The organism is Pseudoalteromonas sp. Scap06, assembly GCF_013394165.1.
Lineage (GTDB): Bacteria > Pseudomonadota > Gammaproteobacteria > Enterobacterales > Alteromonadaceae > Pseudoalteromonas.
The window spans coordinates 2,076,430-2,100,715 of record NZ_CP041330.1; the positions used below are offsets into that span (position 1 = coordinate 2,076,430).

At 38.9% G+C, this 24,286-nt stretch carries 26 protein-coding genes; 15 read left to right on the forward strand and 11 right to left on the reverse strand.

The window, feature by feature from the left end:
• Window position 1 precedes the first annotated feature (1 nt).
• The 5 genes from zwf to FLM47_RS09520 all read right to left on the reverse strand — a co-directional run bounded on the left by zwf (window position 2) and on the right by FLM47_RS09520 (window position 7,315).
• A complete protein-coding gene (zwf, locus tag FLM47_RS09500; protein WP_178956255.1) occupies window positions 2–1,474 on the reverse strand; it encodes a glucose-6-phosphate dehydrogenase in 1,473 nt (490 codons plus the stop codon).
• 233 nt (window positions 1,475–1,707) lie between these two features.
• Window positions 1,708–3,354 (reverse strand): glucose-6-phosphate isomerase, encoded by a 1,647-nt coding sequence (gene pgi / locus FLM47_RS09505; protein WP_178956256.1) that lies wholly within the window; start codon window positions 3,352–3,354, stop codon window positions 1,708–1,710.
• A gap of 310 nt (window positions 3,355–3,664) precedes the next feature.
• Window positions 3,665–5,920: an aminotransferase class V-fold PLP-dependent enzyme gene (locus FLM47_RS09510; protein ID WP_178956257.1), complete on the reverse strand. Its 2,256-nt coding sequence runs from the start codon at window positions 5,918–5,920 to the stop codon at window positions 3,665–3,667.
• Window positions 5,921–6,027: 107 nt separating this feature from the next.
• Complete coding sequence (locus tag FLM47_RS09515) at window positions 6,028–7,104, reverse strand: AI-2E family transporter (protein WP_178956258.1); 1,077 nt, start codon at window positions 7,102–7,104, stop codon at window positions 6,028–6,030.
• On the reverse strand, window positions 7,097–7,315 hold the full coding sequence (locus tag FLM47_RS09520) for a hypothetical protein (protein WP_178956259.1): 219 nt from the start codon (window positions 7,313–7,315) through the stop codon (window positions 7,097–7,099). The genes FLM47_RS09515 and FLM47_RS09520 overlap by 8 nt, the downstream gene beginning before the upstream one ends.
• Window positions 7,316–7,458: 143 nt before the next feature.
• Between FLM47_RS09520 and FLM47_RS09525 the strand changes: the two genes are divergently transcribed.
• From FLM47_RS09525 to FLM47_RS09545, 5 genes are read left to right on the forward strand one after another with little or no spacing between them, the layout of a single operon-like run.
• Window positions 7,459–8,103 carry a hypothetical protein gene (locus FLM47_RS09525; protein WP_178956260.1) on the forward strand — a complete coding sequence of 215 codons (645 nt, stop codon included), beginning with the start codon at window positions 7,459–7,461 and terminating at the stop codon, window positions 8,101–8,103.
• Window positions 8,104–8,115: 12 nt separating this feature from the next.
• Window positions 8,116–9,573, forward strand: a complete 1,458-nt coding sequence (locus FLM47_RS09530) for a M48 family metalloprotease (RefSeq protein WP_178956261.1) — start codon at window positions 8,116–8,118, stop codon at window positions 9,571–9,573.
• Window positions 9,574–9,627: 54 nt separating this feature from the next.
• Complete coding sequence (gene arsC, locus FLM47_RS09535; protein WP_178956262.1) at window positions 9,628–9,975, forward strand: arsenate reductase (glutaredoxin); 348 nt, start codon at window positions 9,628–9,630, stop codon at window positions 9,973–9,975.
• The gene (gene wrbA, locus FLM47_RS09540) at window positions 9,975–10,529 is read left to right on the forward strand and encodes an NAD(P)H:quinone oxidoreductase (protein WP_131691238.1); all 555 of its coding nucleotides are present in this window, start codon (window positions 9,975–9,977) and stop codon (window positions 10,527–10,529) included. Before arsC ends, wrbA begins: the two co-directional genes overlap by 1 nt.
• Complete coding sequence (locus FLM47_RS09545) at window positions 10,526–10,978, forward strand: DUF2069 domain-containing protein (protein WP_178956263.1); 453 nt, start codon at window positions 10,526–10,528, stop codon at window positions 10,976–10,978. The genes wrbA and FLM47_RS09545 overlap by 4 nt, the downstream gene beginning before the upstream one ends.
• A 63-nt stretch (window positions 10,979–11,041) precedes the next feature.
• Here the strand turns inward: FLM47_RS09545 and FLM47_RS09550 are convergent, their stop codons facing one another.
• On the reverse strand, window positions 11,042–12,379 hold the full coding sequence (locus FLM47_RS09550; protein ID WP_178956264.1) for an ankyrin repeat domain-containing protein: 1,338 nt from the start codon (window positions 12,377–12,379) through the stop codon (window positions 11,042–11,044).
• Window positions 12,380–12,589: 210 nt separating this feature from the next.
• Window positions 12,590–13,183, reverse strand: coding sequence for a phospholipid-binding protein MlaC (locus FLM47_RS09555; protein WP_138607759.1), 594 nt, complete (start codon window positions 13,181–13,183; stop codon window positions 12,590–12,592).
• Between the two features lie 246 nt (window positions 13,184–13,429).
• Between FLM47_RS09555 and FLM47_RS09560 the strand changes: the two genes are divergently transcribed.
• A complete protein-coding gene (locus FLM47_RS09560; protein WP_178956265.1) occupies window positions 13,430–13,966 on the forward strand; it encodes an acyloxyacyl hydrolase in 537 nt (178 codons plus the stop codon).
• 84 nt (window positions 13,967–14,050) lie between these two features.
• Window positions 14,051–14,194 carry a DUF2897 family protein gene (locus FLM47_RS09565; RefSeq protein ID WP_178956266.1) on the forward strand — a complete coding sequence of 48 codons (144 nt, stop codon included), beginning with the start codon at window positions 14,051–14,053 and terminating at the stop codon, window positions 14,192–14,194.
• Window positions 14,195–14,225: 31 nt separating this feature from the next.
• Here the strand turns inward: FLM47_RS09565 and FLM47_RS09570 are convergent, their stop codons facing one another.
• Window positions 14,226–15,614, reverse strand: coding sequence for a YjiH family protein (locus tag FLM47_RS09570; RefSeq protein ID WP_178956267.1), 1,389 nt, complete (start codon window positions 15,612–15,614; stop codon window positions 14,226–14,228).
• A 65-nt stretch (window positions 15,615–15,679) separates the two neighbouring features.
• On the reverse strand, window positions 15,680–16,738 hold the full coding sequence (gene bamC / locus FLM47_RS09575; RefSeq protein ID WP_138607751.1) for an outer membrane protein assembly factor BamC: 1,059 nt from the start codon (window positions 16,736–16,738) through the stop codon (window positions 15,680–15,682).
• 354 nt (window positions 16,739–17,092) lie between these two features.
• Here bamC and FLM47_RS09580 point away from each other — a divergent pair, with 354 nt between their 5' ends.
• From FLM47_RS09580 to FLM47_RS09610, 6 genes are all read left to right on the forward strand, one after another.
• Complete coding sequence (locus tag FLM47_RS09580; RefSeq protein WP_138607749.1) at window positions 17,093–17,626, forward strand: glycine cleavage system protein R; 534 nt, start codon at window positions 17,093–17,095, stop codon at window positions 17,624–17,626.
• Between the two features lie 10 nt (window positions 17,627–17,636).
• Entirely contained in the window at window positions 17,637–18,116 is a 480-nt protein-coding gene (gene bcp, locus FLM47_RS09585) for a thioredoxin-dependent thiol peroxidase (protein ID WP_178956268.1), read from the forward strand.
• Between the two features lie 153 nt (window positions 18,117–18,269).
• Window positions 18,270–18,716, forward strand: a complete 447-nt coding sequence (locus FLM47_RS09590; protein WP_178956269.1) for a hypothetical protein — start codon at window positions 18,270–18,272, stop codon at window positions 18,714–18,716.
• Between the two features lie 637 nt (window positions 18,717–19,353).
• Window positions 19,354–19,752: a hypothetical protein gene (locus tag FLM47_RS09595; protein ID WP_218648488.1), complete on the forward strand. Its 399-nt coding sequence runs from the start codon at window positions 19,354–19,356 to the stop codon at window positions 19,750–19,752.
• Between the two features lie 220 nt (window positions 19,753–19,972).
• Window positions 19,973–20,290, forward strand: coding sequence for an antibiotic biosynthesis monooxygenase (locus FLM47_RS09605; protein WP_138607744.1), 318 nt, complete (start codon window positions 19,973–19,975; stop codon window positions 20,288–20,290).
• Window positions 20,291–20,410: 120 nt separating this feature from the next.
• Complete coding sequence (locus FLM47_RS09610; RefSeq protein WP_178956270.1) at window positions 20,411–21,619, forward strand: beta-propeller fold lactonase family protein; 1,209 nt, start codon at window positions 20,411–20,413, stop codon at window positions 21,617–21,619.
• Between the two features lie 270 nt (window positions 21,620–21,889).
• On the opposite strand, the gene queE is transcribed toward FLM47_RS09610, so the two are convergent.
• The gene (queE, locus tag FLM47_RS09615) at window positions 21,890–22,555 is read right to left on the reverse strand and encodes a 7-carboxy-7-deazaguanine synthase QueE (RefSeq protein WP_178956863.1); all 666 of its coding nucleotides are present in this window, start codon (window positions 22,553–22,555) and stop codon (window positions 21,890–21,892) included.
• A 145-nt stretch (window positions 22,556–22,700) separates the two neighbouring features.
• Here queE and queC point away from each other — a divergent pair, with 145 nt between their 5' ends.
• Window positions 22,701–23,357: a 7-cyano-7-deazaguanine synthase QueC gene (gene queC, locus FLM47_RS09620; protein ID WP_008110177.1), complete on the forward strand. Its 657-nt coding sequence runs from the start codon at window positions 22,701–22,703 to the stop codon at window positions 23,355–23,357.
• A 60-nt stretch (window positions 23,358–23,417) separates the two neighbouring features.
• On the opposite strand, the gene FLM47_RS09625 is transcribed toward queC, so the two are convergent.
• Window positions 23,418–23,867 carry an isoprenylcysteine carboxylmethyltransferase family protein gene (locus FLM47_RS09625; RefSeq protein ID WP_138607740.1) on the reverse strand — a complete coding sequence of 150 codons (450 nt, stop codon included), beginning with the start codon at window positions 23,865–23,867 and terminating at the stop codon, window positions 23,418–23,420.
• Window positions 23,868–24,041: 174 nt separating this feature from the next.
• Between FLM47_RS09625 and FLM47_RS09630 the strand changes: the two genes are divergently transcribed.
• The gene (locus tag FLM47_RS09630; RefSeq protein ID WP_178956271.1) at window positions 24,042–24,284 is read left to right on the forward strand and encodes a hypothetical protein; all 243 of its coding nucleotides are present in this window, start codon (window positions 24,042–24,044) and stop codon (window positions 24,282–24,284) included.
• Window positions 24,285–24,286: the final 2 nt, after the last annotated feature.

The following is a 24,286-nucleotide window of genomic DNA, read 5'->3' on the forward strand; positions in this document are numbered from 1 at the left end:
CTTATGCCTTATCACCGGTGTTAAACCAAACATGGTTATTCTCTGCTAATAAATCATCAGCGTCTTCAGGACCCCAACTACCCGCTCGGTACAATGAAGGTTTACCCTTCTCTTGCCAACGTTCAATAATTGGATCAATCCACTTCCAAGCTTGGCGTACTTCGTCGCGGTGAATAAATAACGAAGGATTATTAGCGGCTGCATCAAGCATTAAACGTTTATAAGCATCTGAATGGAAACCGTTACTATACGCTTGTGACAATTCAATATTCATCGTTACAGGTTCAAGTTGCATATCTAAGTTATCAAGACGCTTTGACATCAGCGTTAACTGAATGCTTTCTTGTGGCTGTAAGCGAATAATCAAACGGTTTGGTTCAATATTGCCTACGCTGTCTTCATAAACGTTATGTGATACTTTTTTATATTGCACTACAATTTCAGCGCAGCGCTTCGCCATGCGTTTACCGGTTCGCAGATAAAAAGGAACGCCCGCCCAACGCCAGTTATCAATATGCGCACGAATAGCAACGAAAGTTTCGGTTTTACTCGCCCCTTCGTTTAGCTCTTCAAGGTAACCTGGGACTATTTTACCGTTTAAATCACCGGGTACGTACTGACCACGAATAATATTATTATCAACATCTGTATCTTCAAGTGGACGTAATGCTTCTAATACTTTTAATTTTTCATTACGGATGCTGTTAGCGTTTAACTTATGCGGTGACTCCATAGCCACTAAACAAAGTAGTTGTAACAAGTGGTTTTGCACCATGTCACGCAAGGCACCCGCTTTGTCATAAAAACCAGCACGGCTTTCAAGTCCTACTGTTTCTGACAAGCTAATTTGAATATTATCAATCGATTTAGCATCCCACATGTTCTCAAATAATGAATTTGAAAAACGCAGAGCCATTAAGTTTTGAACCGTTTCTTTACCTAAGTAGTGGTCAATACGGAAAATTTGTTCTTCGTTAAAATACTGTGCAATTTTCGCATTAATTACTTCTGCTGACTCACCGCAGTAACCAATTGGTTTTTCTACTACAACACGCGAGTTCGCAGTAATTAGTTTTTTCGTTGATAATATTTCACAACAGGTGCCATAAACAGCAGGTGGAAGAGATAAGTAAAATACTCGTGATTTATCGCTATCATCTTCATCTAGAATTTTTTTCAGTACATCCCAGTTATCATCCGCTTCGGTGACATTGCTCACTACGGGTACTAAAAAGTCTGAGAACGATTTCCAATCTTTTGCGTTATATTCGCCTTCGCTTAAAAATTCTTGTAAAGCTTTGTGTGCTGTATCGATGTATTCATCGCATTTACTTTGTTCGCGCACGGTAGGCAAAATACGTGAGCCTTGTGGTAAGTTACCTTCTTGATATGCTCGATACATTGCAGGAAGTAATTTGCGTAACGCAAGATCACCACCGCCCCCAAAAATTATAATATCAAAAGGATTAAGCATAGTTACTCTCTACGTTTATGCTACCTGCCACTACCGTATTGGTAATCAGTTATAGCGGTTTATTATCTGGATAATGTAGGCCTCAGCACAAAGCCTACTAATGTTGTTCGTATATGCGCGATTAAAATGGGTCTAGGGACACTGTAATTCCTCTCACAAAAATACAGGCCCTAGGACTCCAGCGCTACCCGTTCAAAGGTATTTGGTTACTTATTATGTAATAAGTGAATATGTTACTGCGTACGGTATTGTTTGTAGTACGCCATTAAGCCTTGTGTTGAGCTGTCGTGCTCATTCACCACGTTATCATCGGTTAATTCAGCTTCAATTTTAGATGCTAAGCCTTTACCAAGTTCTACGCCCCACTGATCAAATGAGCATATTTGTAAAATAATACCGTGACAAAAAATCTTGTGCTCATACAGTGCAATTAATCGACCGACCGCTTTTGCATCAATCGTGTCTAATAATATAGACGTTGTTGGGCGGTTTCCTTGGTGAATTTTATGCTTTAGCAGCATTTCAATTTGTGCAGGCGTTTTGCCTTTGGCTGTTAAATCAGCCGTTATCTGCTGTGCATCGACCCCGTTCATTAGTGCTTCGGTTTGTGCAAAAAAGTTCGATAATAAAATATCGTGATGCTTATCTACGTTAACCTGAGGCTTTACAGAGCCAATAAAGTCCGCAGGGACAATTACATTGCCTTGGTGCAAACATTGATAAAACGCATGCTGACCGTTTATCCCTGTCATACCCCAAATGATTGGCACGGTAGTGTATGGCACTGTCTGTCCATCAAAGGTTACATGTTTACCATTACTTTCCATTTCACCTTGTTGCAAATATGCTGGCAACATATGCAGGGCTTGGTCGTATGGCAAAATAGCTTGCGAATCAAACCCTAAAAAGCTGGTATTCCAAACACTGAGTAGCGCCATAATTAAAGGAATATTCTGTTCTAGCGGCGCCGATTTAAAGTGCTCATCAACTTCAAACGCTCCCTCTAAAATGGCCTCAAATGCTTCAAACCCAGCATAAAGTGCAATAGGTAAACCAATGGCACTCCAAAGTGAAAAACGACCGCCAACCCAATCCCACATGGTAAATACGTTTTCGTCACTTATACCAAATGCAGCAGTTTTTTCTAAATTAGTGCTTACTGCAACAAAATGCTTTGCTATAGCGCTGTCATCCTTTGCACTGTCTAAAAACCAATCAACCGCTGTTTTTGAGTTAGTCATGGTTTCTGAGGTAGTAAATGTCTTTGACGAAATTACAAATAACGTGGTTTCAGGATCTACTTTATCTAATACTGACGCAATTTGTACGCCATCTGCGTTTGAAACATAGTGAACGTTCAATGGCTTATCAACCACTGCTTTAAGTGCTTCAGTTGCCGTTTGCGGCCCTAAGTTTGAACCACCAACACCAATGCTAACCACATCTTTTACCGCTTTTCCGGTGTAACCTAGCCATTGACCACTTCGCACTTTTTCAACAAAGGTCTTAATTTTGGCAAGTTCGCTATCGACCGCTTCTGTAATATTTTCGCCGTCAACAATAAGCGGTGTATGAGCGCGATTTCTAAGCGCAGTATGTAAAACCGCACGGTCTTCGGTGATATTAATTTTTTCACCGGTAAACATTTTCTCACGCCATGCTTCAATATCGCATTCTTTCGCTAATGAAATTAATTGACCAAATACGTTTTCATCTATGCGTTGTTTTGAGTAATCAAACAACACACCTGGGATTTGAGTAGAGAATTGAGAAAAACGAGAATCGTCTTGTGCAAATAAAGTTTTCAGATGTGTGTGTGTCATCTTTTGTGCACTATTTTCTAGTGCTTGCCAACTTACTAACTCAGAACGGCTCGCCATGTAAACATCCCCTAATTAATTAATCTATTGATTTTAAGCATTTTATTTTATTTTTTACGACACTGAACAAGCGATTTTTGTAAAAAGCAAAGCCCAACATTATAGCTTAAATGGTCTAAATTGCGTTATTTTTATAAGCTTTGATGCAGATAATAGCGCAATTTTTTGCTTTTGACACCGGTATCATAAAATTAAAAATTGAATTTAACAACTGTTCACCCCCTCTGCACAATGAACATTTTATTAATCTTCGATTAAAGCAGGCAAAAAAAAGACCGACACATGTCGGCCTTTTTCTTTTATTAAACTATTAGCTGGTCAATGCTAAACCACCCGATAAGTTAAAAACGCGGTTATAACCAAGTTCAATTAAGTTTGCCGCCGCAATTTTTGAACGATTTCCACTGCGACACACCAATATGTATTGATTGTTTTTATCTAGTTGCCCTTGGGTGAGTGCATAGGCCATTCGGCTTAAAGGAATATTTAAAGTTTTAGCCTCAGGCACATTAAGCAATCCACTGATATTGTTAGCGCCATGCTCATAAGGCTCTCGGGTATCAATTAAATATACACTGTTATGTGAAAGCATTTCCTTCGCTTGATTAAAACTAAGCTGCGAAGTTTCGACTTTAGGCTTTGCATTAACATAACCACAAAGCGAATTTGCTAATGTGTGTTGTTGTGAGTCTGCTTGTTGTTTTTGCATGGCAAATTCAGTATGGCTGATATCACCTTCAATAAGCGCTTTTAATAAAGGTGTTTGCTGCTTTTGCACAGCCCAATTCATGGCAAAACACTGTTGATAATCATGCCCAGAGCACACCACACTTTGCGGATTAAGCTCTGCAGTTAACTTAGTCAAAGAGTCTGCCATCTGCATCGCATCTCCCCCATCAAGTACTGTATTACCAAGCCCCGCAGGTAAAATTAAATCACCACAAAAACAGTACTGTACATCGCCGTTATTAGCCTTTAATAAATAACTCACGCTATCTTGGCTGTGTCCAGGCGTCGCTAGCTTTTCAAGTACTTGTTCGGTTAGTTGCAATTGTTCACAATTAACAGGCCAGCCTAATTGATCAACTTCACCAGCAACTAAATTTGTTTTGAGTGCGCTGCGCATTAAATCAAGAGCACAGTGACGATCTTGGTGCTCATGCGTGTTTAAAATAGCAGTAATAGTTAAATTTTGTGTATTCACTATTTTTTCAAATCGAGGGATCAGTTCAATAATTGGGTCAATAATAATTGCCTGTTGATCATCAGCTACATACAACCAACTGCAAGCACCTTGGTGTCTAAATTGGGTAAGCCCCAAGGCACATACTTCTTGTGCTACTAAGCTACTATCAGAAATAACCAAACAATTTGCTTGTAACACTGTTTTAAGTGCGCGAATTTGTTCACATGCATAGTCTATTTGCGCCATAGTGGCAGCAGGCCCAAACGATAAACGAATCGCATTTTCACTTTGCCACTGTGACACTCCCATCGCATCAAGTACAAAGCTTTGAGTTGCGCCCGTACTACAGGCTGAGCCACCGCTGACTCTAATACCTGCAGCGTCAAATAAATCAATAACTTCTTTACTGGTTAAATCATTAACTGCAAAGTTTAGTGTTGTGGGCACTGAGCAGGCAAAATCATGATTAAAGGTAATACTTCCAAAGGTGTCAACTAAAGCGCTATGCAGTTTATCGCGATACAAATTAAGTACATCAGCTGATTTAAAAGTATCGTCTTGCTTATCAAGCAGCAAACTAAACAGCTTATTAAGCCCAGCAATACCGGGCAGGTTTTCTGTACCTGAACGCATGCCACTTTCTTGGCCTCCACCAGCTATAAACGGCGTGTATGGGCTTCCTTTACGAATATACAATAATCCGATGCCTTTAGGTGCATAGAGCTTATGTCCTGAAAATGGCGCATAATCAATCGTGGTTTTGCTTAGGTTGAGTTGTTGTTTACCCAGTGCCTGCACACAGTCAACCATCCAAGTCACATCGTTATTACGACTGCGGATCACCTTTTCTATAGCACTTAAATCTTGGTATACACCGGTTTCATTATTAACAGCCATAGTACAAATCATCAGGGCATTATCAATATGCTGAGCAATAAAGTCTAAGTCTAAAATACCGTCTCGGTTAACCGGAATAGCAATAATTTCAGCATTAATTTCAAGCACGGCATTCCAATGTTTTAATGTATTAGGCACCGCTTTATGCTCAGTTGCTCCATACAATAAAACCGGTTTAGATTTTGTGTGCTGTTTGGCATTAATTAAGGTTGATACGATAGCAGTTTGAATACCTTCGGTCGCACCTGAGGTAAATAATATATCGCCCTGTTGCGCACCAATCACGCTGCGCGCTTTTTGCCTCGTTTGTTCTAATAAGTGTTTGGCTTGAATACCGGTTATATGGGGACTTGAGGGATTACCAAAACAAATTTGCATCGCATGGCACACCACCTCTGCAATACAAGGCAATACAGGTGTGGTCGCATTTGCATCAAGATAAACTTGGCTGTTAGGTTCATCTGGCAATAAAAACTCTGACATTAAAAACGCACCTTATTACTAAAAAATATATCTTATTCCCAATAGTACATAGTTTTAATAGGAATGAGTAATAATCTTTAGTAATTAAAGTGCGTTTACTATACTTTTTAGTTACCGAGCTCTTCTGCGAGCTCTTCATGTGTGGATGACCACGCCTTAATCAGCGCTTTTACCAATGATGCTAATGGAATAGCAAAAAATACGCCCCAAAAACCCCACAGCCCACCAAAAAATAGTACGGCGACAATAATAAACACCGGGTTTAAATCAACCGCTTCAGAGAACAATAAAGGGACTAACACATTGCCATCAAGCGCTTGAATAATGCCGTAAATAATTAAAATGGTCCAAAACTGGGTTTCTAAACCAAACTGAAACAGCGCCACCGCCGCCACAGGTATAGTCACCAGCGCAGCACCAACAAATGGAATGAGCACCGAAAAGCCAACTAACACACCAAGCAGCGCCGCATAACGTAAATCCAATACCGTAAAGGCAATAAAGGACACCGAGCCAATAATTAAAATTTCGAATACTTTACCTCGAATATAATTCATTATTTGCTGATTCATTTCATGCCACACTTGCAAAATTAAGCGTCGTTGGCGCGGGATCAGTTTAGCAATGCTGGCACTGAGCTCTACTTTGTCTTTAAGCATAAAAAATACCAGTAGCGGTACTAAAATAAGATAAATTAACCACGCAACAGCATCTTTTAATGAATTGAGCGATGCCGACAGCACCACTTGGCCAAATTCGAGCACTTTGGTTTCTACCGTTACCACAATAGACTGTACTTGCTCTGCACTAATAAGGCTGGGGTATTTAGCTGGTAGGTCGAGTAAAAACGATTTACCTTGCTCTACCATATGCGGGGTTTCTTGCACTAAGTTACTACTTTGCTGCCAAAGTACCGGGCCTATAACCAATATTAAGGTGAGCATAATGCCAATAAATATCAACATAACTATGCTAGTGGCAGTAAAACGCTTTAAGCCAACTCGCTCTAGGTGAACCACGGGCCAATCTAATAAATAAGCAATGATCAGTGCCACTAACACAGGCACAATTAATGGGCCAAAAAAGTACAACATGGCAACCAGTGCCAATAACAAAAAAAGTAAAGTAACTGAATTAGGATCAGAAAACTTTTTTTCATACCATGCTTTTACATATTCAAACACGCAACGGCTCCACTAATAACAACGCTTGTTGTTTATTTAACTTGTAATAATACATTTTTTTTTGCAAATATCGTTCAATATCATCTGTATTTTGCTCGCTTGAGATATTAAAGGTAATTGTTTGATTTAACGATATTGCCTCACGCAACCCTAATTTAAACTGAATAAATTGCTGAGGGCATTTATAAGCGCGCAAATCTAGCTCTAGCATACTCGTTTCACTACCTGTTCACATTAATAATAAGTCCTATACCAAGGCTAATTAAGATTAACCACAGTTAAATTTAACTTTTTCTTAAAACAACCTCTGCAATGGTTTATCCTTATAGCATAGTTAGCTAAAAGGATACGTTAATGCCTAATTCGCATAATAAAGCGCAATTGCCTAGCAATCCAACTCTCAAAGAAATAAATTGGTTTAAAAAGCAAATTAATTGGGGAGAGCTGCCGCATTTTTATCATTTAGTAGCCTCATCGGTAAGTGAGTGTGAAAGCATTTTAGATCACGGGTTTGATAATGCTATAAAGCGTATCATCGACAAACGCAATTGGAACCTAGAGTCCTTGGGTATCGACCCAAACGAGCTTTTTGAGAAAGAGAGTAATAACAAGCCACGAATTTCGTTGCATCAAGTATTTACCGAACGCGGTTTTGAACTACAAGCGTTTCCTTATTCTAATGATACTACCATCGATAGATACGCTCGACATGATGAGTCAATGGAATTTATATTATGGGATCCATTAACCATGAAAACTGTGATTCGCATTAATCAACTACATAAATTCATAGGTTTTTATTTAGAACAAGGCGATGAAGCAGACAAAGCGCTTATATTGCATTCACATAAAGTAGTTCATAAGATTATTGCTTTTTTACAAACTCAATTGAACATTGTTAAGGTTGATGGGGTCACAATAAAGTCGTTTTATCAATTATGTGAAAAGGACAGCCGTTTATATACAGATGATCCAACAAGTGCCCCTGATAAAAAATAAACAAGGAATATAATGCAACTAAAATCCGCCTTTATCACTTTATGCAGTGCAGTGCTTACATTTAGCCTACTAATGAGTGAGCCGTTAAAGGCACAAACAAATCTTCAACTGCCCGACTTAGGCACGTCTGCGCTGCAGGCATTACCACTGGAGAAAGAAAGAGCGATTGGTGAAGTGATGATGATGCAGATCAGAGGGTCTTCACCATTAATTAACGATCCAGTGCTTGATGAGTACCTAACAACCTTAGGCCGAAAATTAGTTGCGAACGCCAATGATGTACGCTTCGGTTTTTCATTTTTTTGGTTAAATAACCCAGAAATTAACGCATTTGCATTTTATGGCGGTCATGTAGGTGTTCACACAGGCTTAATTGCTCAAGCCGATAACGAAAGTCAGTTTGCCTCAGTACTTGGTCATGAAATCGCGCACGTAACACAACGCCACTTAGCAAGGCGTATTCAGCAACAACAAGACAATAGCGGTCTCACCATTGCCGGTATGATAGCCGGTATTTTAGCAACCGTTGTAGCCCCAGATGCAGGCATAGCAATTATTTCAGCCAGCCAAACACAGTCGGCATTTAGCCAACTCACCCATAGCCGCTCTGCCGAACAAGAAGCCGATAGAATTGGCATGCAAACCCTTAGCAATGCAGGATTTGATGCAAGAGCTTCTAGTGAATTTTTAACTAAACTGGCAGCGCAAATTCGTTATAAATATAAACCCCCGGCGTTTTTACTCACTCACCCGCTACCAGAAAGCCGCGTGTCGGATGTACGCTTGCGTGCCGAGCAATATCCAAAACGCCAAATAGGTTCAAGCCTTGATTTTAATTTAGCTAAAAGCCGTGTACTAGCACGCTACGATAACGAGCCAGAAAATGCAGAGGCCTTATTTAGAAAGTTAATGCGCGAAAATACCTATAACAACGTAGCACTACAGTATGGTTTAGCAATTAGCTTAGTTGATCAAAAGAAAACGGATGAAGCGCAGCCTATCCTAGATGAGCTATTGGCAAGTGATCCTAAAAATTTATTTTATATTGATACAAAAACAGATTTGCTAATTGCACAAAAAAAAGCAGCTGAAGCAGTTAGTTATTTAAGTGAGTTAAATAACTACCGGCCAAACAACCAAGTAATTACTTTAAATTTTGCAAACGCCGCGTTGGAAGCTGAGCAATATGAGTTAGCCGAAAATGTACTAAAGTCATTTTTATTAGAGAAGCCAGATCATAGTTTAGGTAAGCAGCTTTTAACCGATGCCTATAAAAAGCAAGAAAAATTAGCCGCGTATCACGAAGCAAACGCCGATGTGTTGTCGCAATATGGCGCATATTTAAAAGCGGCTGACGAAATACAAAAAGCACTTAATTTTGTTGAGCCAACTGAAAATGTGAAACAACAGCGTTTAAAAGCGTTACTCACACAATATCGGTTATTACAAAAAGAGCTTGCAAGGCTTTAAGTATTTGGCGAGTTCACCTAAAATAGCCACAATTTATACTTTGGATTTATTTTTATGTCAGTTACTATTTACCATAATCCGCGCTGTTCAAAATCACGCGAAACACTTAACCTATTACAAAGTAAAAACATTGAACCGAGTGTTGTTGAATACTTAAAAACACCGCTTTCTCATGAGCAAATTAGTACCTTAGTTTCACAACTGGGGCTTAATTCTGCCCGAGATTTAATGCGTACCAAAGAAGAGCAGTACAAAGCCCTTAATTTAAAAGATGAAAATGATGAGTCGGCACTAATTGCTGCCATGGTCGAACATCCAAAATTAATTGAACGCCCCATTGTTGTTAGCAACAACAAAGCAGCCTTGGGTCGCCCGCCTGAAAACGTATTAAGCGTTCTATAATGAGCACAACCATTGTGGTGCTGTACCACTCAAGCCATGGCTCTGTAGAAGCCATGGCGCATGAAATTGCAGAATCGATAGAACAACAAGGCGCAACCGCCTTGCTGCGCACGTTTGTGGCTAAAAACCCGCACGACATTGTGATAAATAAAGACGATTTAGTTGCTTGTGATGGGCTTGCATTTGGCACACCTACCCGCTTTGGCATGATGGCCGCACAGGCAAAGACATTTTGGGAAACCACCAGTGATCTGTGGCTTAAAGGCCAACTTATAGATAAGCCTGCCTGTGTGTTTTCATCATCGAGTAGTATGCATGGGGGAAATGAAGCAACCCTACTTAACTTGTCACTGCCGTTATTGCATCACGGGATGATGTTAATGGGGGTACCTTACGATGTACCAGAACTTCTTGGCACTGAAACTGGAGGCACACCTTACGGCGCTTCCCACGTTGCTGGCAGCAGCAACAGCTCTACCCTAAGTAAAGATGAAATTAAAATATGTCAAAGCGTAGGCAAACGCTTGACGCAAGTAGCGAGTAAACTTAAATGACCCAAAAGAGCGAGTCTGCTAAAAAGCCAGTGACCGTAAAATTTCAGCGCCTAGCCTTATTTGGTTATTTTGGCCTGCTGATTTTAATGCCACTATGGATGTTTGTATTAGCCCCCAGAGAAGGCCACAGTAACGCATTTCTTTTTTTAGTCTATGTACTACCACTGTTATTACCTTTAAAAGGCATACTGCAAGATAAAACCTACACTTATGCGTGGGCTAATTTTATCGTTATGTTTTATTTTATCCATGGCTTTACATTGCTATGGGTTGCTCAAGATGAACTCGTATGGGTATTACTAGAGTTACTTTTCGCCTCGTCTATGTTTATTGGCTGCACTTACTATGCACGCCATAGAGGACAAGAGCTTGGACTTAAGATTCGCAAGCTTAAAGATGAACTTGCTGAAGAAAAAGCAGCGCATGAACACAATAAAAACAACTCATAGCTAGCAGCTCAAAACATAAAAAACGCGCTTTATTAGCGCGTTTTTTTGTAATTAAATAAATGGTTAAACTAACTCGCTTAAAGCAGCTAACCCCACTATGCAAGCTAAACCTAGCTGGGCTATAAGGCTAAAAGCCGATACCACTCTTAATAAAAACAATCCCCAAGGATGTTTAATATGCGGGTACAACGAACAACGCTTTAAATTTGTCGCAAAGAAAAAACACACCACCGCCGTCATGGTCATAAAAAGAGTAAGCTCACTTTTTATAGTGATGTTTTCATCAAAAAAGAAAAACAACTGAAGTGGTAGCAATAACGCCACAACCGCGTGTAATACATGTACCTTTTTAATTCGCTCTAACTGCCCTTCAGGGGATAACTCTTTAATTCCAAAATCACGTTCAAGGCACTTAACTAAATTACTGGCTTTGATACTTACCGCTAAACGATAACAACTTAATCCATCGTTATTACGCGCTCTAAAGTCATAGCCCGCTTTAAGCAGTAAAATCATTAACGATTCATTTTTACTCATTACTGCGTAATGCAGCGCCGTATTACCTTTATTGTCGACGGCTTTTTTATCTTGGTACTGCAGGAGTGTTTCAACTACATTTACATAGCCTTTTTCTGCTGCCCACATAAATGCTGTTTTGTTATCTTCATCGGTTAAAGCACCTGTAGCGCCCTGCTCAATAAAGCGCATCGCCATTGTTTGCTTAGCTTTTTTCTTGTTTAGGTGGGCAAGTAAAGCATTTTCTAACAACACAATAGAATCAACATCAGGCGAAACCTGAGTTAATAAAGTAAAGTAATCTTTGCCTGCAGCTACCTTTTCGCTGGTGAGCTCTGCTAAATAGTCAATGTCTGCAATCGACTGAGGAATATACGCACTTAAGCGTTCTCTAAAGTCGACCTCTTGCCAAATAGATAGGGTGTCTGCTGCCGACAACTTGGCACCCTGTTCTAGGGCATGCTCTATTAGAGTGAAAAAGCGTTTACTAAAAAATAGGCTAATCAATGAAAGCGGCGTTTCAATATTATTTTGTGCCGATACACTTGCGTATTTTTCAAGTCGCTGACACAGCATTAACACAATATTTTCTATGTTGTAGTCATTAGCAAAATAGTGCTCTTTAAGTGCTGCAATATAGACTTGTGCATCCTCATCATATTCACAAATATGCTGAAAGTAACATTCTTCAAACGGCTCTATGGGGGTTAACCAGGTTAAATAATAAATTGGGGGCAAAACCGTGGTGCAAACACCATCATCTTCTTCAGTAGAACGACAGGCAGGCCAAGCTTCTAAAGCATCTAAAATGAAGGCACCGTTTTGTTCAACCAGCCCTTTGACCAGTAACGGGTATTCCTTTGGCCAAATTAGTACATTTTCCATTAAAACAACACAACTCCAGTGTAGCTCGGGTGAGTGGTCAGTTATAACAGTTTTTAGCTGACACCACGCTTAATCAAAGAAGCCGATATTCTAACACAGCTAGGTTGCCAAGCTAGCGTAAACTCGTGCAATATAGGCCAAAATACAAAAGCAACTAACGACATGCGCCATTAGCTGCTTTTACGGTTGGAGCTTTTAATTACAAAGGAACTAACTTTGCTGAAGTTCTGCTGTGACTTGATCTAAACCCACATCAGAAATACGTTGAATGATCTCTTTTTGCTTAGCACTAAGTAACGAAATCCCCTCAGCAACAATATCGTATACTTTCCATTGCTGATCGTTCCCCAAACGAAGTTTAAAGTGTAAATCTATGGTGGGTTTATTAGCTTCAATAATTTGCGTTTTAACTGTGGCAAATTTAGAGTCGCTTGCAGCAGCGTCTTGCTCAAAAATTACATCTTGCCCTGTGTACTTCACAAGCGCACTAGCATAAGTGCCCGTTAAGTAATGCTCTACCGCATCTATAAACGCAACGCCTTGTTCACGGTTAATGCCTTTAATATGTTTACCTAATAATTTAAACGACACAAACTTAATATCAATATGTGGCATCAAACGCTGCTCAACAATTAATGACATCGCTTCTTTGCTGGCATTACCTTGCGCATTTACCTGCCCAATATCGTTAAATAATGATTCGGCTACAGTTTGCAATAATTGTTTAGGTGACGGCTGCGTTTGTGCAGTGAGTGCGCTACTAAAAAAAACAGCAATAACCACTAAAAGCTTTATAAGTTTCATAATAAATGCATAGTTTAAATAATTAAGTTTAGTGTAATCTACGCAAATAACAGGCAACAAAAAAGGCATAAATAAGCAACTTATTAATGCCCAATTAGCACCAATAAAATTAATTAAATAAATTCAATTAGTTAAAAACTTTAGTTAACAAGCCATCTACAAGCGGATTTTTGTCCTCATTGAAAACAGTAATTCACCGCCCTTATCATTTAATTACTATTTAAATTTACCTACCAGTAGGTCGTTATGAAAACCTCATTTGAGATGATTTCAATTATTGTTTTTTGTTTATTTTTACTGCCAACAAATGCAGCCTATGCATCCTCAAGCCATGGCTACGCTGTGGACTTATTAAAAGGCGAAGGTAATGTGACTGGGGTAAAGCTTGCGTATCAATATCATCCCAAGGGTGCACAAAACTTTGTTGGCGATGCCCGTTTTTATCTAGAAAGCAGCCTCAATCTGTGGCATTACCACCATGATCAACAGTCACAATCCAACCTAGTATTCGCTGTTTCACCAGTTGTGCAGTTTCCTGCATTTAGCGTATACAATACGCCATTCTATGTGGAGGCTGGTATTGGCTTTTCCCTACTTGATGAGCACCATTTTGCAGGTAAAAACCTAAGTACTCACTATCAGTTTGAAGATAGAATAGGCCTAGTGGCCGATTTTGGAGAAACCAACGTAGCACTGCGTATTATTCACTATTCAAACGCAGGATTTAAAGCACCTAATCCAGGAATAAACTTTTTAACATTGTCGGTAGCACAACGGTTTTAAACACCCGTAATAAACACTCAAAATGTTGCGGCTTATATTGAAAGCGGTCATAATTACTGCTTAAAAAACAATAAGGTCAACAACATGCAAATTTGGCAAATCGTACTCGTTATCTCGATTGTACTGGCTATTGTTATCGGTAATTTAGCACTGCTGCGTTTAAGTGCAAAAAGCGAGTTTAAAGCCTCTCCCTCTATTATTCATAAAAAAGACATAAAAAAGCCCTGAATATTCAGGGCTTTTTTCGTTTAATTATTACTTAACCAACTAACCAGTGTGCCATTAAGGCAATAACAGGCAATGTAACTAATGTTCTGAGAATGAAAATAACAAACAACTCAAAAATATTAACTGGTATTTTACTTCCTAATAAAAGTGCGCCCACTTCAGACATATAAATAAGTTGCGTCACACTCATGGCTGCAATAATAAAACGTGTTACATCACTTTCAATTGAACCTGCAGCTAAAATAGAAGGAATAAACATATCTGCAAAACCGACCATAATAGTTTGTGCAGCCATTTCAGCTTCTGGTACTTGTAAAAGCTCCAAGAACGGAATAAACGGCATACCTAAATACTGAAATATCGGGGTATATTCAGCAATAATAAGTGCAAATGTACCCACAGCCATGACTACTGGTAATACTGCAAACACCATATCAAATGCATTGTGTATACCTTCTTCTAAGGTGCCCTTCAAGCCTGGCGCTTTTTCTGCTTTAGTTAATGCAACATCAAGTGAATGCTTAAATAATGTTTTGCCTTCAGGAACCAATTCAGCGTTTCCATCGGGCTCTTCACCATCAATAAGCACGTCCTTTTTAAAACGCAGTGGTGGTAAACGCGGAACAATTATCGCAGCCACTACACCGGCTAAACACACGGTTAGGTAGAAAGGTGCAAATAAGTATTCAAGCTTTACTTGGCCAATAACAACTAAACAAAAGGTAATTGATACAGCAGAGAAAGTGGTACCAATAATCGCAGCTTCACGTTGAGTATAATATTTATCTTCATACTGACGCGCAGTCATTAAAATACCTACGCTACCATCACCTAACCATGAAGCAACACAATTAACTGCACTGCGCCCTGGCACCCCAAACAATGGACGCATTACTTTAGTAAGTAAGGTACCCACCAGCTCAAGTAAACCAAAATTAAGTAATAACGGCAGTAATAAGCCCGCTAAAATAAACACCGAAAACAGCACCGGTAATAAATCTTTTAATACTAGCAAGCCAGTATTTTCTGAGGTAATAGCATGCGGTCCAACTTGAAAATAAGTTAAAAGCACAAACGCCATACCAAACAACCGTGTTACTAACCAAATCCAACTCACATTAAACAAATGATTTAATAAGCGAAATTTGGTTAAGCTTTTCGGTTTAAAGACACTAAGCACCAGCGACATTACACCAGTAATACAAATAATGGTAGCTATTAGCCCTAGTGCTATCTCACTGAATGAGGCTTGAATTGCCTTGGCCATTACCGCGATAGGTATCGTCATTATTTCGCCAGACGGTACTGGCGTCATGAACAAAAAAACGCCGATTAAAGAAGGAATTAAAAAAACCAACCATACTTTCAAATCATAACTTTTTTGAACGGATGCTGGGCGTGATGAATCTAACTGAGACATATTTTCAACCTGTAAAAACCACAAAAAGAGCTAAGTGCTCTTTTTGTGGTAAGTATTTATAATTATTAAATTTTAATACCGCGCTTAATTAACGCCGCTTCTAATGCTTGCTGTAAACCATTCATTGTACCTGGTTCAAGCGTTTCGCCTTTGTCATCCATCCACGTAAGACTGGTGCCACCTTGCTTGGTTTTGCTAACCAAAATTTGGTATTGGCCTTCATCAATTGGTAATTCTGTTGGTTCATCGCCCCAAATAGAATCCCATACGCTACTTTCTACTTTGGCGTAATCTGCTGTAATTAAACCTGTCTCTTGGTTTATTTCAACAATGGTGAAAGATAAGCGCTCTAAGAATCCAGAAAAGCGATCGAATACTGTATCGTAGGCTTGCTCAGTAACAAGTGCTGCATTGCCTTTGTTATCAAACCCAAGCTCTAATGAAATTACCCCTTTACGCTTACGCATATCAACTTCAAGTTGACGATAGCGGTAATCAAACTCACTTACTACTTGGTTAAGTGCACGTACTTCTAGCTGCTGTTTTAATAAATCAGTCAAAGGCTTATCGCCTTTAAAATCAATAAGCTCCGCAGTTAAAGACGCTGTACGTTGATGCTCTTTTTCTTCAATAGTAAATTTAAAACGTTCTAAATCAACACTTTCATCATCGCCCCATAACCAGCTTTCCTCTGGCTTAACAATAGCGTACCAATCTGTTTCAAGTGTTCCTTGCATTTTGTTTTGTTGTGTCGCACTAATGTTGTTGTCAGCAAGCACTGCTTGAATCGAGTCCCAAATGAATACATCTAAATCGTCAATGCCATCATTTTTATCAAAATAAATACGTGCTTGTTTATCTGCTTCCTCAACCCAACTGCCTTTAGCAACCGTTAATACTTGCGCCGGCGGACGATAGTTTGTTGCCTCCGGATTATTATCATATTGACCCACATCCATCTTATAAACAGGATCTTGAGCGGGTTGTGATAACGAAGCAGGTGCTTTAACCGGCTCATGGGCGCGGTAGTTACGCTCATTATGGGCATCACTTGTAAATACACTACACCCTGACAAACTTACCAATACACTTACTGCAAGTGCTTTTGGGATCCAATACTGCACAGATAATTCTCCTTAGCATACCCTTAATTGTTTTAACAAATATATGAGTGGGTAATACCGATTTGGTTCAGTGTAAAATCAATATTAACTTTACATTTATAATTTGCTTATCTAACTGCATTAAGCCAACAAGATGACCGACAGACTAAGCTACAAATAGACACATTTTTGCTATGGTACTTTCACAAGCTTGTAAAAACAAGAAACACTGCACTATTAACCGCCTAAAATTAACCGTCGCTGTAGTTTAACGCGGGTTTTGTGTTAAACTTTGCTGCCGTGCAACGCTACGTGTTTATTTTTTGTTGCCAAGTCGGTTGTTATCATCCAAGTAACTTAGGTACTTTAAAACCCATGACTGCATTTTCAAATCATCAAATTGTTTTAACCGCAATTGGCGAAGATAGATCGGGCATCGTTAGTGAGCTTACGCAACTCGTCAGTGATTGCCACTGTAATATTATAGATAGCCGCATTGCTATTTTAGGCAACGAACTTACTTTTATTATGCTACTTAGCGGTGATATGTCAGCCATTAGCCGTATTGAGCACACCCTGCCTACCAAAGGTATGGAGCTTGGCCTGCTTACTATGATGAAACGCACTTCAAGCCATAATCAAAGCGAGTTTTGTGCAGGTTACACCCTAGAATATACTGGCATAGACACCCCTGGCACCTTGAGTAAAGTAACGCGCTTTTTTGCAGACAGTAATATTAATATTTGCTCATTAAAATCAGATACCTACGAAGAAGATACTGAACTTAAAATGCGCTGTGAACTTGAATTTAATATTCCCGTTGACGTTGACATTGACCAATTTAAAATTAGTTTTGAAAACCTTTCGCACGTTTTAAACGTAGATTACATCTTTCGACGTATTCGCTAAGGAGTTTAGCATGAACAAAATTACCCCATTACAAAGTGGCGACACAGCACCGGCTTTTAGCTTACAAAACCAAAATGACGAAACCGTCGTGCTCAACGAGTTATTAAAAGAAAAACAAGTATTGGTATACTTTTACCCTAAAGCGTCAACGCCAGGCTGTACCATACAAGCCGAGAATCTGCGTGACCAACAAGCCGAGCTTGCAAAATTCAACACTCACGTGGTTGGTATAAGCCCAGATCCAATTAAGCGCCTTAAAAACTTTGAAACTAAAAAAGAGCTTAACTTTGACCTACTTTCTGACGAAGATCATGCCATTGCTGAGGCATTTGGCGTGTGGGGATACAAAAAGTTTATGGGCAAAGAATATGATGGTATCCACCGCCTCACTTTCTTAGTCGGTCAAGACGGTAAAATTAAACACTTGTTTGATAAATTTAAAACCAAAGATCATCACCAAGTGGTATTGGATTATTTAGCTGCTGAATAAAGGCTAAAGGCTAAAGGCTAAAGGCTAAAGGCTAAACAAGATAAAATAAAAGCGTTGCTCAAGGGCAACGCTTTTTTGTATTTATCGCTTTAGTACTTTAGCATTCCTGCCGATAGCTAAATTGGTAACGAATAACATTATGGATAATTAACCGTGATACAGCTAAATAAACACTCAGCCTTTGACGTTAAAATTGCAGCAGAAAAAATAAATGTTGCACAACAAACAAAAGAAACAACTAAAAATAAGGACAACGCTGATTATCAATTATCAGACAGAGAGCGTAATAAACTCTCGGGAAAAGAGGCTGAGCAAAACGTTGAAAAAACCACAAATTCAGAAATACCTGAATATATTGCAAAAATGATAGAGCAACTTAAAGAGCTCAAACAGCTGCTTGAAGAACAAAAAGAACAACTCACTCAATTACAAGCTCAATCGGACCAAGAAGACGAGGCTATACAAGCACAAATTGAAGCACAAGCAAACATCGTTTCATCAACACAATCTCAAGTAGTCGCGCTGGTGCAAATGATTAGCCAAGCCATGAAAGATGCAGGTATTACAGACGCTGGCGCACTTGTCAGTGCCATTGTTTGAATTTTCAGAAACAGCGATTCAGCTTCATATAAATTTACTTTATAGTAGCGTTTTTGTGTTTACCTTCGACTTAATATTTCAATAGTAAATACGCCTACCCTAGCGATTAAAAATTACGTTATGCACTAAGTTTTAAGTTTTAAGTTTTAAGCTGTTCAAGAAGATTATTATTGTTGTTGTGACAGTACATTTAAAAGTTAGTAATTTACTTAACCCCTGAAACGTATTTTATTTTTATATTGCACATTAATTTGATTACCTAGTCAGGCACACTAGCCAGTTGAACTCACAGCGAGAACCTGTCATCCAGATGAATCGTCATTAATTTAGTAATAATGAGAGGAAACTTTCCTCTTTTTTACGTGTTTATATAAGCTACAGAAATTATAATATTTATAGCCGGCAATAACTTAAGCTATTTGCTATTAATGCAAGTTCACAAAATAAGGACGTTTTTGCGCTAAAATGGGGAAAGTGTCCTCTGATAAAGCTGTTAGCCAACTAGAGATAATTTGGAGTATCAAGTTAGATACAACCCACATTCAGACCTTGCGAATTTAGCTCAATATCAACTTGATTGCATTGAGACAAAAAATAGTTCTGGTCACTCCAATGGTATTAGTATGGATATGCAAGCATGTTTAATCTCACATGTATTTCTGGCGGAGGTGTTAATAAATATGGCGGGTTTTGGCTTACTCCAAGAAAGCTTCAAAGAAAAGAAACCGTATCATTGGAAACGAAAAATGTTTTCTCGATTTTAAATGTCGAGCATATCGAAGGATTACATGAAGTCCTTGATGCACTTCGTGGTGCAAGAAATAGTTTGGCACATGCAAAGCCCGATAGATATGAATACGATCTGGGTGACAGTGAAGTCGAATTTGCAGTTTTTAAGCGACCTTATAATGAACTCTTGACGATTGAATTTCTTAAGCATGCAAACTCAGCTCTCAATGAGCTTTCGTATGTAATGGGAAATAACGAGGACATAGAGGACTACGGGTTAATTACTTCTGCGGTTGAAGTTGGCTAGCAAATTCTTCAAGAACGATTCGCACGCGTGGCATTTTTACTATGCGTTGGTTTTAGTGGTTAAGGTAGTGTGCGGAAGCATTGGTATAGCAGTGAAAATGCTCTCTTTTGGCGAAGAGGCAAGAAAATTTCAGAGAACGATGTTAAAATTTCTAATGAGTCGTTCAAAAGGACAAAAAACCGATAACTTTTAACGAGGCGTTATATACTTAGGAGACCCAATGTCAGCTATCGCTAATACACCTAAACCTCCATATTTTGCTGTGATTTTCACTTCTACGCGAACTGAAGATGATAATGGCTACGGTGAAACGGCAAATAGGATGGTTGAGCTTGCTGAGCAACAACCTGGTTTTTTAGGCATAGAATCAGCTAGAGAAAATGTTGGTATAACTGTCTCCTACTGGGCAGATCTAGATTCAATTAAAAATTGGAAAGCTAACTCTGAGCACTTAGAAGCTCAAAAAACTGGTCGTAAGTCTTGGTACGATTCATTTAAAGTTCGTATCTCAAAAGTAGAGCGAGATTACGGCCTATAACAAGCGTATCAAATCTGACTCCGCAAGCTGTCGTTTTTGCAAAATACAAAAGGCGAAGAAGTGCGCTAACTCGCTCCACAGTTTATACAGGCGCTATGTTCCTAAAAGAGTTTAAAATTAATGTTTAATAATAAAAAGATGATTGCACTTTTCCTCTTTGTGGGGCTTATTAACACCGATGCATCTTATGCTAGTGGTATAGAAGATCTTCAGCTCATCCAAGTACTAAAAGATGACGTTAACGACTTTGATGGCTTAGGTAACCCTAGGAGTGTTAAGGTTATTTCGGATAATTCAAAGGTTTTTGTTTCTAGTGGAGACGATAATGCTCTCGCTGTTTTTAATTTAGACGAAAATTTTAAGCTAACTTTTAGCCAAGTGTTCAAAAATACCGCCACCAACATAAACGGTTTAGAAGGCGCCTCTGGTGTTACCTATTTTGATCTCGGTAATGAAATAGTCGTTACTGGATTCTATGATGGCGCCTTAACCAAATTCTCTAGAAATAATAATAGTTACCGTTTTAATCAATTTATCAGTGACGGTCTAAGCTATGAAAGAGTGTTTGATAGTAATGTGCCAATAGGCAAACTTGATAGCCTTGGTCTTTTAGGCGCTTGGAATATCGTCAAGGCTAACAACGAAAAGCAGCTCTTCGTTGCAAGCTATATGAGTAACGCTATTTCTATTTTAGATGTAATGGAGGATAAAAAGGTTATTTTTAATAGAGTTATAAAAGACGCTAAGCCACTTAGTAATGATTTAGGGAAACCTATTGCCATAGCTTTATCTCCACTAAATAATGAGTTGTACGTCCTAGGTTTTGATGGTCATCAATTAACCATTTATGATAGAGACCCTAGCGGTGACTTATTAGCAAAACAAGTATTAAAAAATGACATTGCAGGTGTGAAGCAATTTATTAATCCACAAGAAATTGTTGTCTCACCAAATGGAAAATTTTTGTATGTTGCCTGTGCTGGGAGTAATTCTATTGTTGTTTTTCACAAATTGGATACCGGACAATTTACATTTTTACAGGCAATAAATAATTCGGATATTGGCGGTTCTGGCTTAGAGGGAGCAAGTAGCTTAGCGATATCGTCAGATGGCTTAAAAATATATGCAGCTGGGGAGTCGGGTAGCGGTCTATATTTATTTAGTGTGAAAGCTGATGGGCGACTTAGCTATAAGAATAAGCTAGTAAATGTGCATGATGATGAATTAAATGGAATCTCATCTATTACTCTTACCGTTGATAATCGTCACTTATTGGTTGCGACTGGTAAAGGTAATTCGTTATTTGTCTTTAAAATAAAGATACAATAGACGTCTCGAAACATAAATAGTGTTACCCAGTCGGATTCGTATAGTTTGCTAAGCGCCACTTCACTTTGTATTTTAACGAACTACTTCTCGCCGCTTAAAACAACACTCACAATGTCCGCTCGTGGCACTTTATAGTCTATGAAGCACCATTCAAAAAATTTGAGACACTTTTTTGTTGGGTTTCGCTGTACTCAACCCAACCTACGTAATATAACTCAACGCCGAGCAGCTGATCGCTTATAGCTAAGCACTTATAACTGCTCTTTCTGTTTAACTAATTCCCAAAAACTTATGTACTTGAATTGATAAACGCCAGTTTTTGGCGATACAAGTATCAATGGCTAATTTAGTTGCCGACGTTTTTTGGCTGATTGGCTGTAAATATACCAGTTTTGGGTTAACACCCGTGGCGACAAATAACTCTTCCAGTTCTTCTACGTGCTTTTGCATAGCAACCGGATGTTTAATTTCATCGGCGCGTTGCATAGCACTGCTCAATACTTTGTAACCACCACGCATATTAATTTTTGGCGATACCGTAACCCACGTTTGGGCAGGGGCGAGAATTTCGAAGGTGCCACTGGTTTCTATTTGCGTGCTAAAGCCATGATCATGCAATAAATTACATACTGGATTTAAATCGTACATGCAAGGTTCACCACCGGTGATCACAACATGCTTGGCTGTATAGCCACGGGATTTAAATAACTCCAGGACCTGCGCGGCACTGGCCTCAGCCCAATGATCTGAGTCGGCTTTTTTTTCTACCGTGTCATCTAGTGATACTTTATATACATTATCAACATCCCAGGTTTGTTTAGTGTCACACCACGAACATCCCACAGGACAACCTTGCAGGCGTAAAAATATAGACGGCGTACCGGTAAAGCTCGCTTCACCTTGAATGGTTTCAAACACTTCATTAATTTTGTACAAAAGAAATCTCACTTACAACCTGACGGCAAAATTGTTACTATTAAAAATCGCAAAGCACGGTGCAAAAATTGTCATTTATGCCTTGGCCGTGTAGTATATCGCGCCCTGATATAAACCTCTATCAAAACTAAAGAGCAAACCACGTATGACGCAAAAAGTAGTTGTTATTTATTCCGGCGGTATGGACTCATTTACTGTATTAAATAAAGCCTTGCAGCAAGGCCATGATGTTTATGCCCTCTCGTTTGATTATGGTCAGCGTCATGTTAAAGAACTTAAAGTTGCCGCCAACGTATGTGAAAAGCTAAATGTCCCGCACAAAATTGTTGATATATCAGCAATTAATCAGCTTATTGGTGGTTCGTCGTTAACAGACGATATTGATGTGCCAGAAGGCCATTACGAAGAAGAAAGCATGAAAAGCACCATTGTGCCTAACCGCAATATGATTTTACTTTCCTTAGCGGTAGGTTATGCAGTGTCGCTTAAAGCGAGCAAAGTATATTACGGCGCGCATTCAGGCGATCATGCAATTTACCCTGACTGTCGTCCTGAGTTTGTTAAAAAGATGGATGATGTATGTCGTATTGCAAATTACGATGCAGTAGAAATTTTTAGCCCGTATTTAAACAATACTAAAATCGATATTTTAACCGACGGTATTAAAATGGGCTTAGACTACAGCCAAACATGGACCTGTTATAATGGTCGTGACAAAGCGTGTGGTAAATGTGGTGCCTGCCAAGAACGTTTAGAGGCCTTTGAGCTTAACAACGTGACAGACCCGCTTGAATATGAGTAAAGTTCAACGTTAATACACTAAAAGGCTACCAAGGGTAGCCTTTTTTGTTGCGATAAAACGTTAAAGCCAGCGTTTTACTCGTGATTTATAATCGTCAAATTGCTCACCAAATAATTTGTGGAGCGCCCGTTCCTCTGGGATTATTTGAAATAAGGTAATGTAAGCAATAAACCCTGCTACACCTAAAAAAGCCCACATTGAACCCAACCACACGCCCCAGCCTGCTAATATAAACGCAAAACCTAAATACATCGGATTACGAGAGAATTTATAAACACCTGAGGTAACTAAACTAGACGCTTGTTCTGGTTTGTTAGGTAGTACTGTTGTTTTAGCAAACCGGAAACTCACGACCCCAGCAATACAAAATATACACCCAGTAGCGACAAGTGCTAGCGAGAGATAAGTAATAAATGCGCTAAAATCAATCACGCTATAATGTGCAATCAGTGCCATTACAGCAGCAAAAAACACCACAACCACAACCGGTGGAATTTTATTATTTAACATACCTACTCCTTGTATCGATTAAAAAACTTCATAATTACTATATGGTGGCATCACAAATAATAACAATGACTTATCGAATATTTATAAATACAAATAAAGTTACAATTAATTAGCTTTATGAGCGCTTAATTATGGTTATAATTTAAGCTTAAATAAAAGTTAAAGGAAGTAATTATGTCTGGCACAACAATGATAGTTCTCATTGTACTTATTTCTGTAGGTTCGGGAGTTATTTACGATATGTATAAAAAGCACCTTGAATTTAAACATAAAGTACAGGACAACAATCAAGACGAACACAAACAACTAGCTGAGGTAACCGCTCAAGTGAGTGAACTTAAACAACGAGTACAAACACTTGAAGCCATTGTTACCGACTCAAGCTATAACGTAAAACAAGAAATAAACAAACTTTAATG

Bases quoted from the DNA above. Each gene is read 5' to 3' on its own strand.
- zwf (WP_178956255.1), bottom strand. From the start codon at position 1,474: ATGCTTAATCCTTTTGATATTATAATTTTTGGGGGCGGTGGTGATCTT.
- pgi (WP_178956256.1), bottom strand. From the start codon at position 3,354: ATGGCGAGCCGTTCTGAGTTAGTAAGTTGGCAAGCACTAGAAAATAGT.
- FLM47_RS09510 (WP_178956257.1), bottom strand. From the start codon at position 5,920: ATGTCAGAGTTTTTATTGCCAGATGAACCTAACAGCCAAGTTTATCTT.
- FLM47_RS09520 (WP_178956259.1), bottom strand. From the start codon at position 7,315: ATGCTAGAGCTAGATTTGCGCGCTTATAAATGCCCTCAGCAATTTATT.
- FLM47_RS09525 (WP_178956260.1), top strand. From the start codon at position 7,459: ATGCCTAATTCGCATAATAAAGCGCAATTGCCTAGCAATCCAACTCTC.
- FLM47_RS09530 (WP_178956261.1), top strand. From the start codon at position 8,116: ATGCAACTAAAATCCGCCTTTATCACTTTATGCAGTGCAGTGCTTACA.
- arsC (WP_178956262.1), top strand. From the start codon at position 9,628: ATGTCAGTTACTATTTACCATAATCCGCGCTGTTCAAAATCACGCGAA.
- wrbA (WP_131691238.1), top strand. From the start codon at position 9,975: ATGAGCACAACCATTGTGGTGCTGTACCACTCAAGCCATGGCTCTGTA.
- FLM47_RS09545 (WP_178956263.1), top strand. From the start codon at position 10,526: ATGACCCAAAAGAGCGAGTCTGCTAAAAAGCCAGTGACCGTAAAATTT.
- FLM47_RS09550 (WP_178956264.1), bottom strand. From the start codon at position 12,379: ATGGAAAATGTACTAATTTGGCCAAAGGAATACCCGTTACTGGTCAAA.
- FLM47_RS09555 (WP_138607759.1), bottom strand. From the start codon at position 13,183: ATGAAACTTATAAAGCTTTTAGTGGTTATTGCTGTTTTTTTTAGTAGC.
- FLM47_RS09560 (WP_178956265.1), top strand. From the start codon at position 13,430: ATGAAAACCTCATTTGAGATGATTTCAATTATTGTTTTTTGTTTATTT.
- FLM47_RS09565 (WP_178956266.1), top strand. From the start codon at position 14,051: ATGCAAATTTGGCAAATCGTACTCGTTATCTCGATTGTACTGGCTATT.
- FLM47_RS09570 (WP_178956267.1), bottom strand. From the start codon at position 15,614: ATGTCTCAGTTAGATTCATCACGCCCAGCATCCGTTCAAAAAAGTTAT.
- FLM47_RS09580 (WP_138607749.1), top strand. From the start codon at position 17,093: ATGACTGCATTTTCAAATCATCAAATTGTTTTAACCGCAATTGGCGAA.
- bcp (WP_178956268.1), top strand. From the start codon at position 17,637: ATGAACAAAATTACCCCATTACAAAGTGGCGACACAGCACCGGCTTTT.
- FLM47_RS09595 (WP_218648488.1), top strand. From the start codon at position 19,354: ATGTTTAATCTCACATGTATTTCTGGCGGAGGTGTTAATAAATATGGC.
- FLM47_RS09605 (WP_138607744.1), top strand. From the start codon at position 19,973: ATGTCAGCTATCGCTAATACACCTAAACCTCCATATTTTGCTGTGATT.
- FLM47_RS09610 (WP_178956270.1), top strand. From the start codon at position 20,411: ATGTTTAATAATAAAAAGATGATTGCACTTTTCCTCTTTGTGGGGCTT.
- queC (WP_008110177.1), top strand. From the start codon at position 22,701: ATGACGCAAAAAGTAGTTGTTATTTATTCCGGCGGTATGGACTCATTT.
- FLM47_RS09625 (WP_138607740.1), bottom strand. From the start codon at position 23,867: ATGTTAAATAATAAAATTCCACCGGTTGTGGTTGTGGTGTTTTTTGCT.
- FLM47_RS09630 (WP_178956271.1), top strand. From the start codon at position 24,042: ATGTCTGGCACAACAATGATAGTTCTCATTGTACTTATTTCTGTAGGT.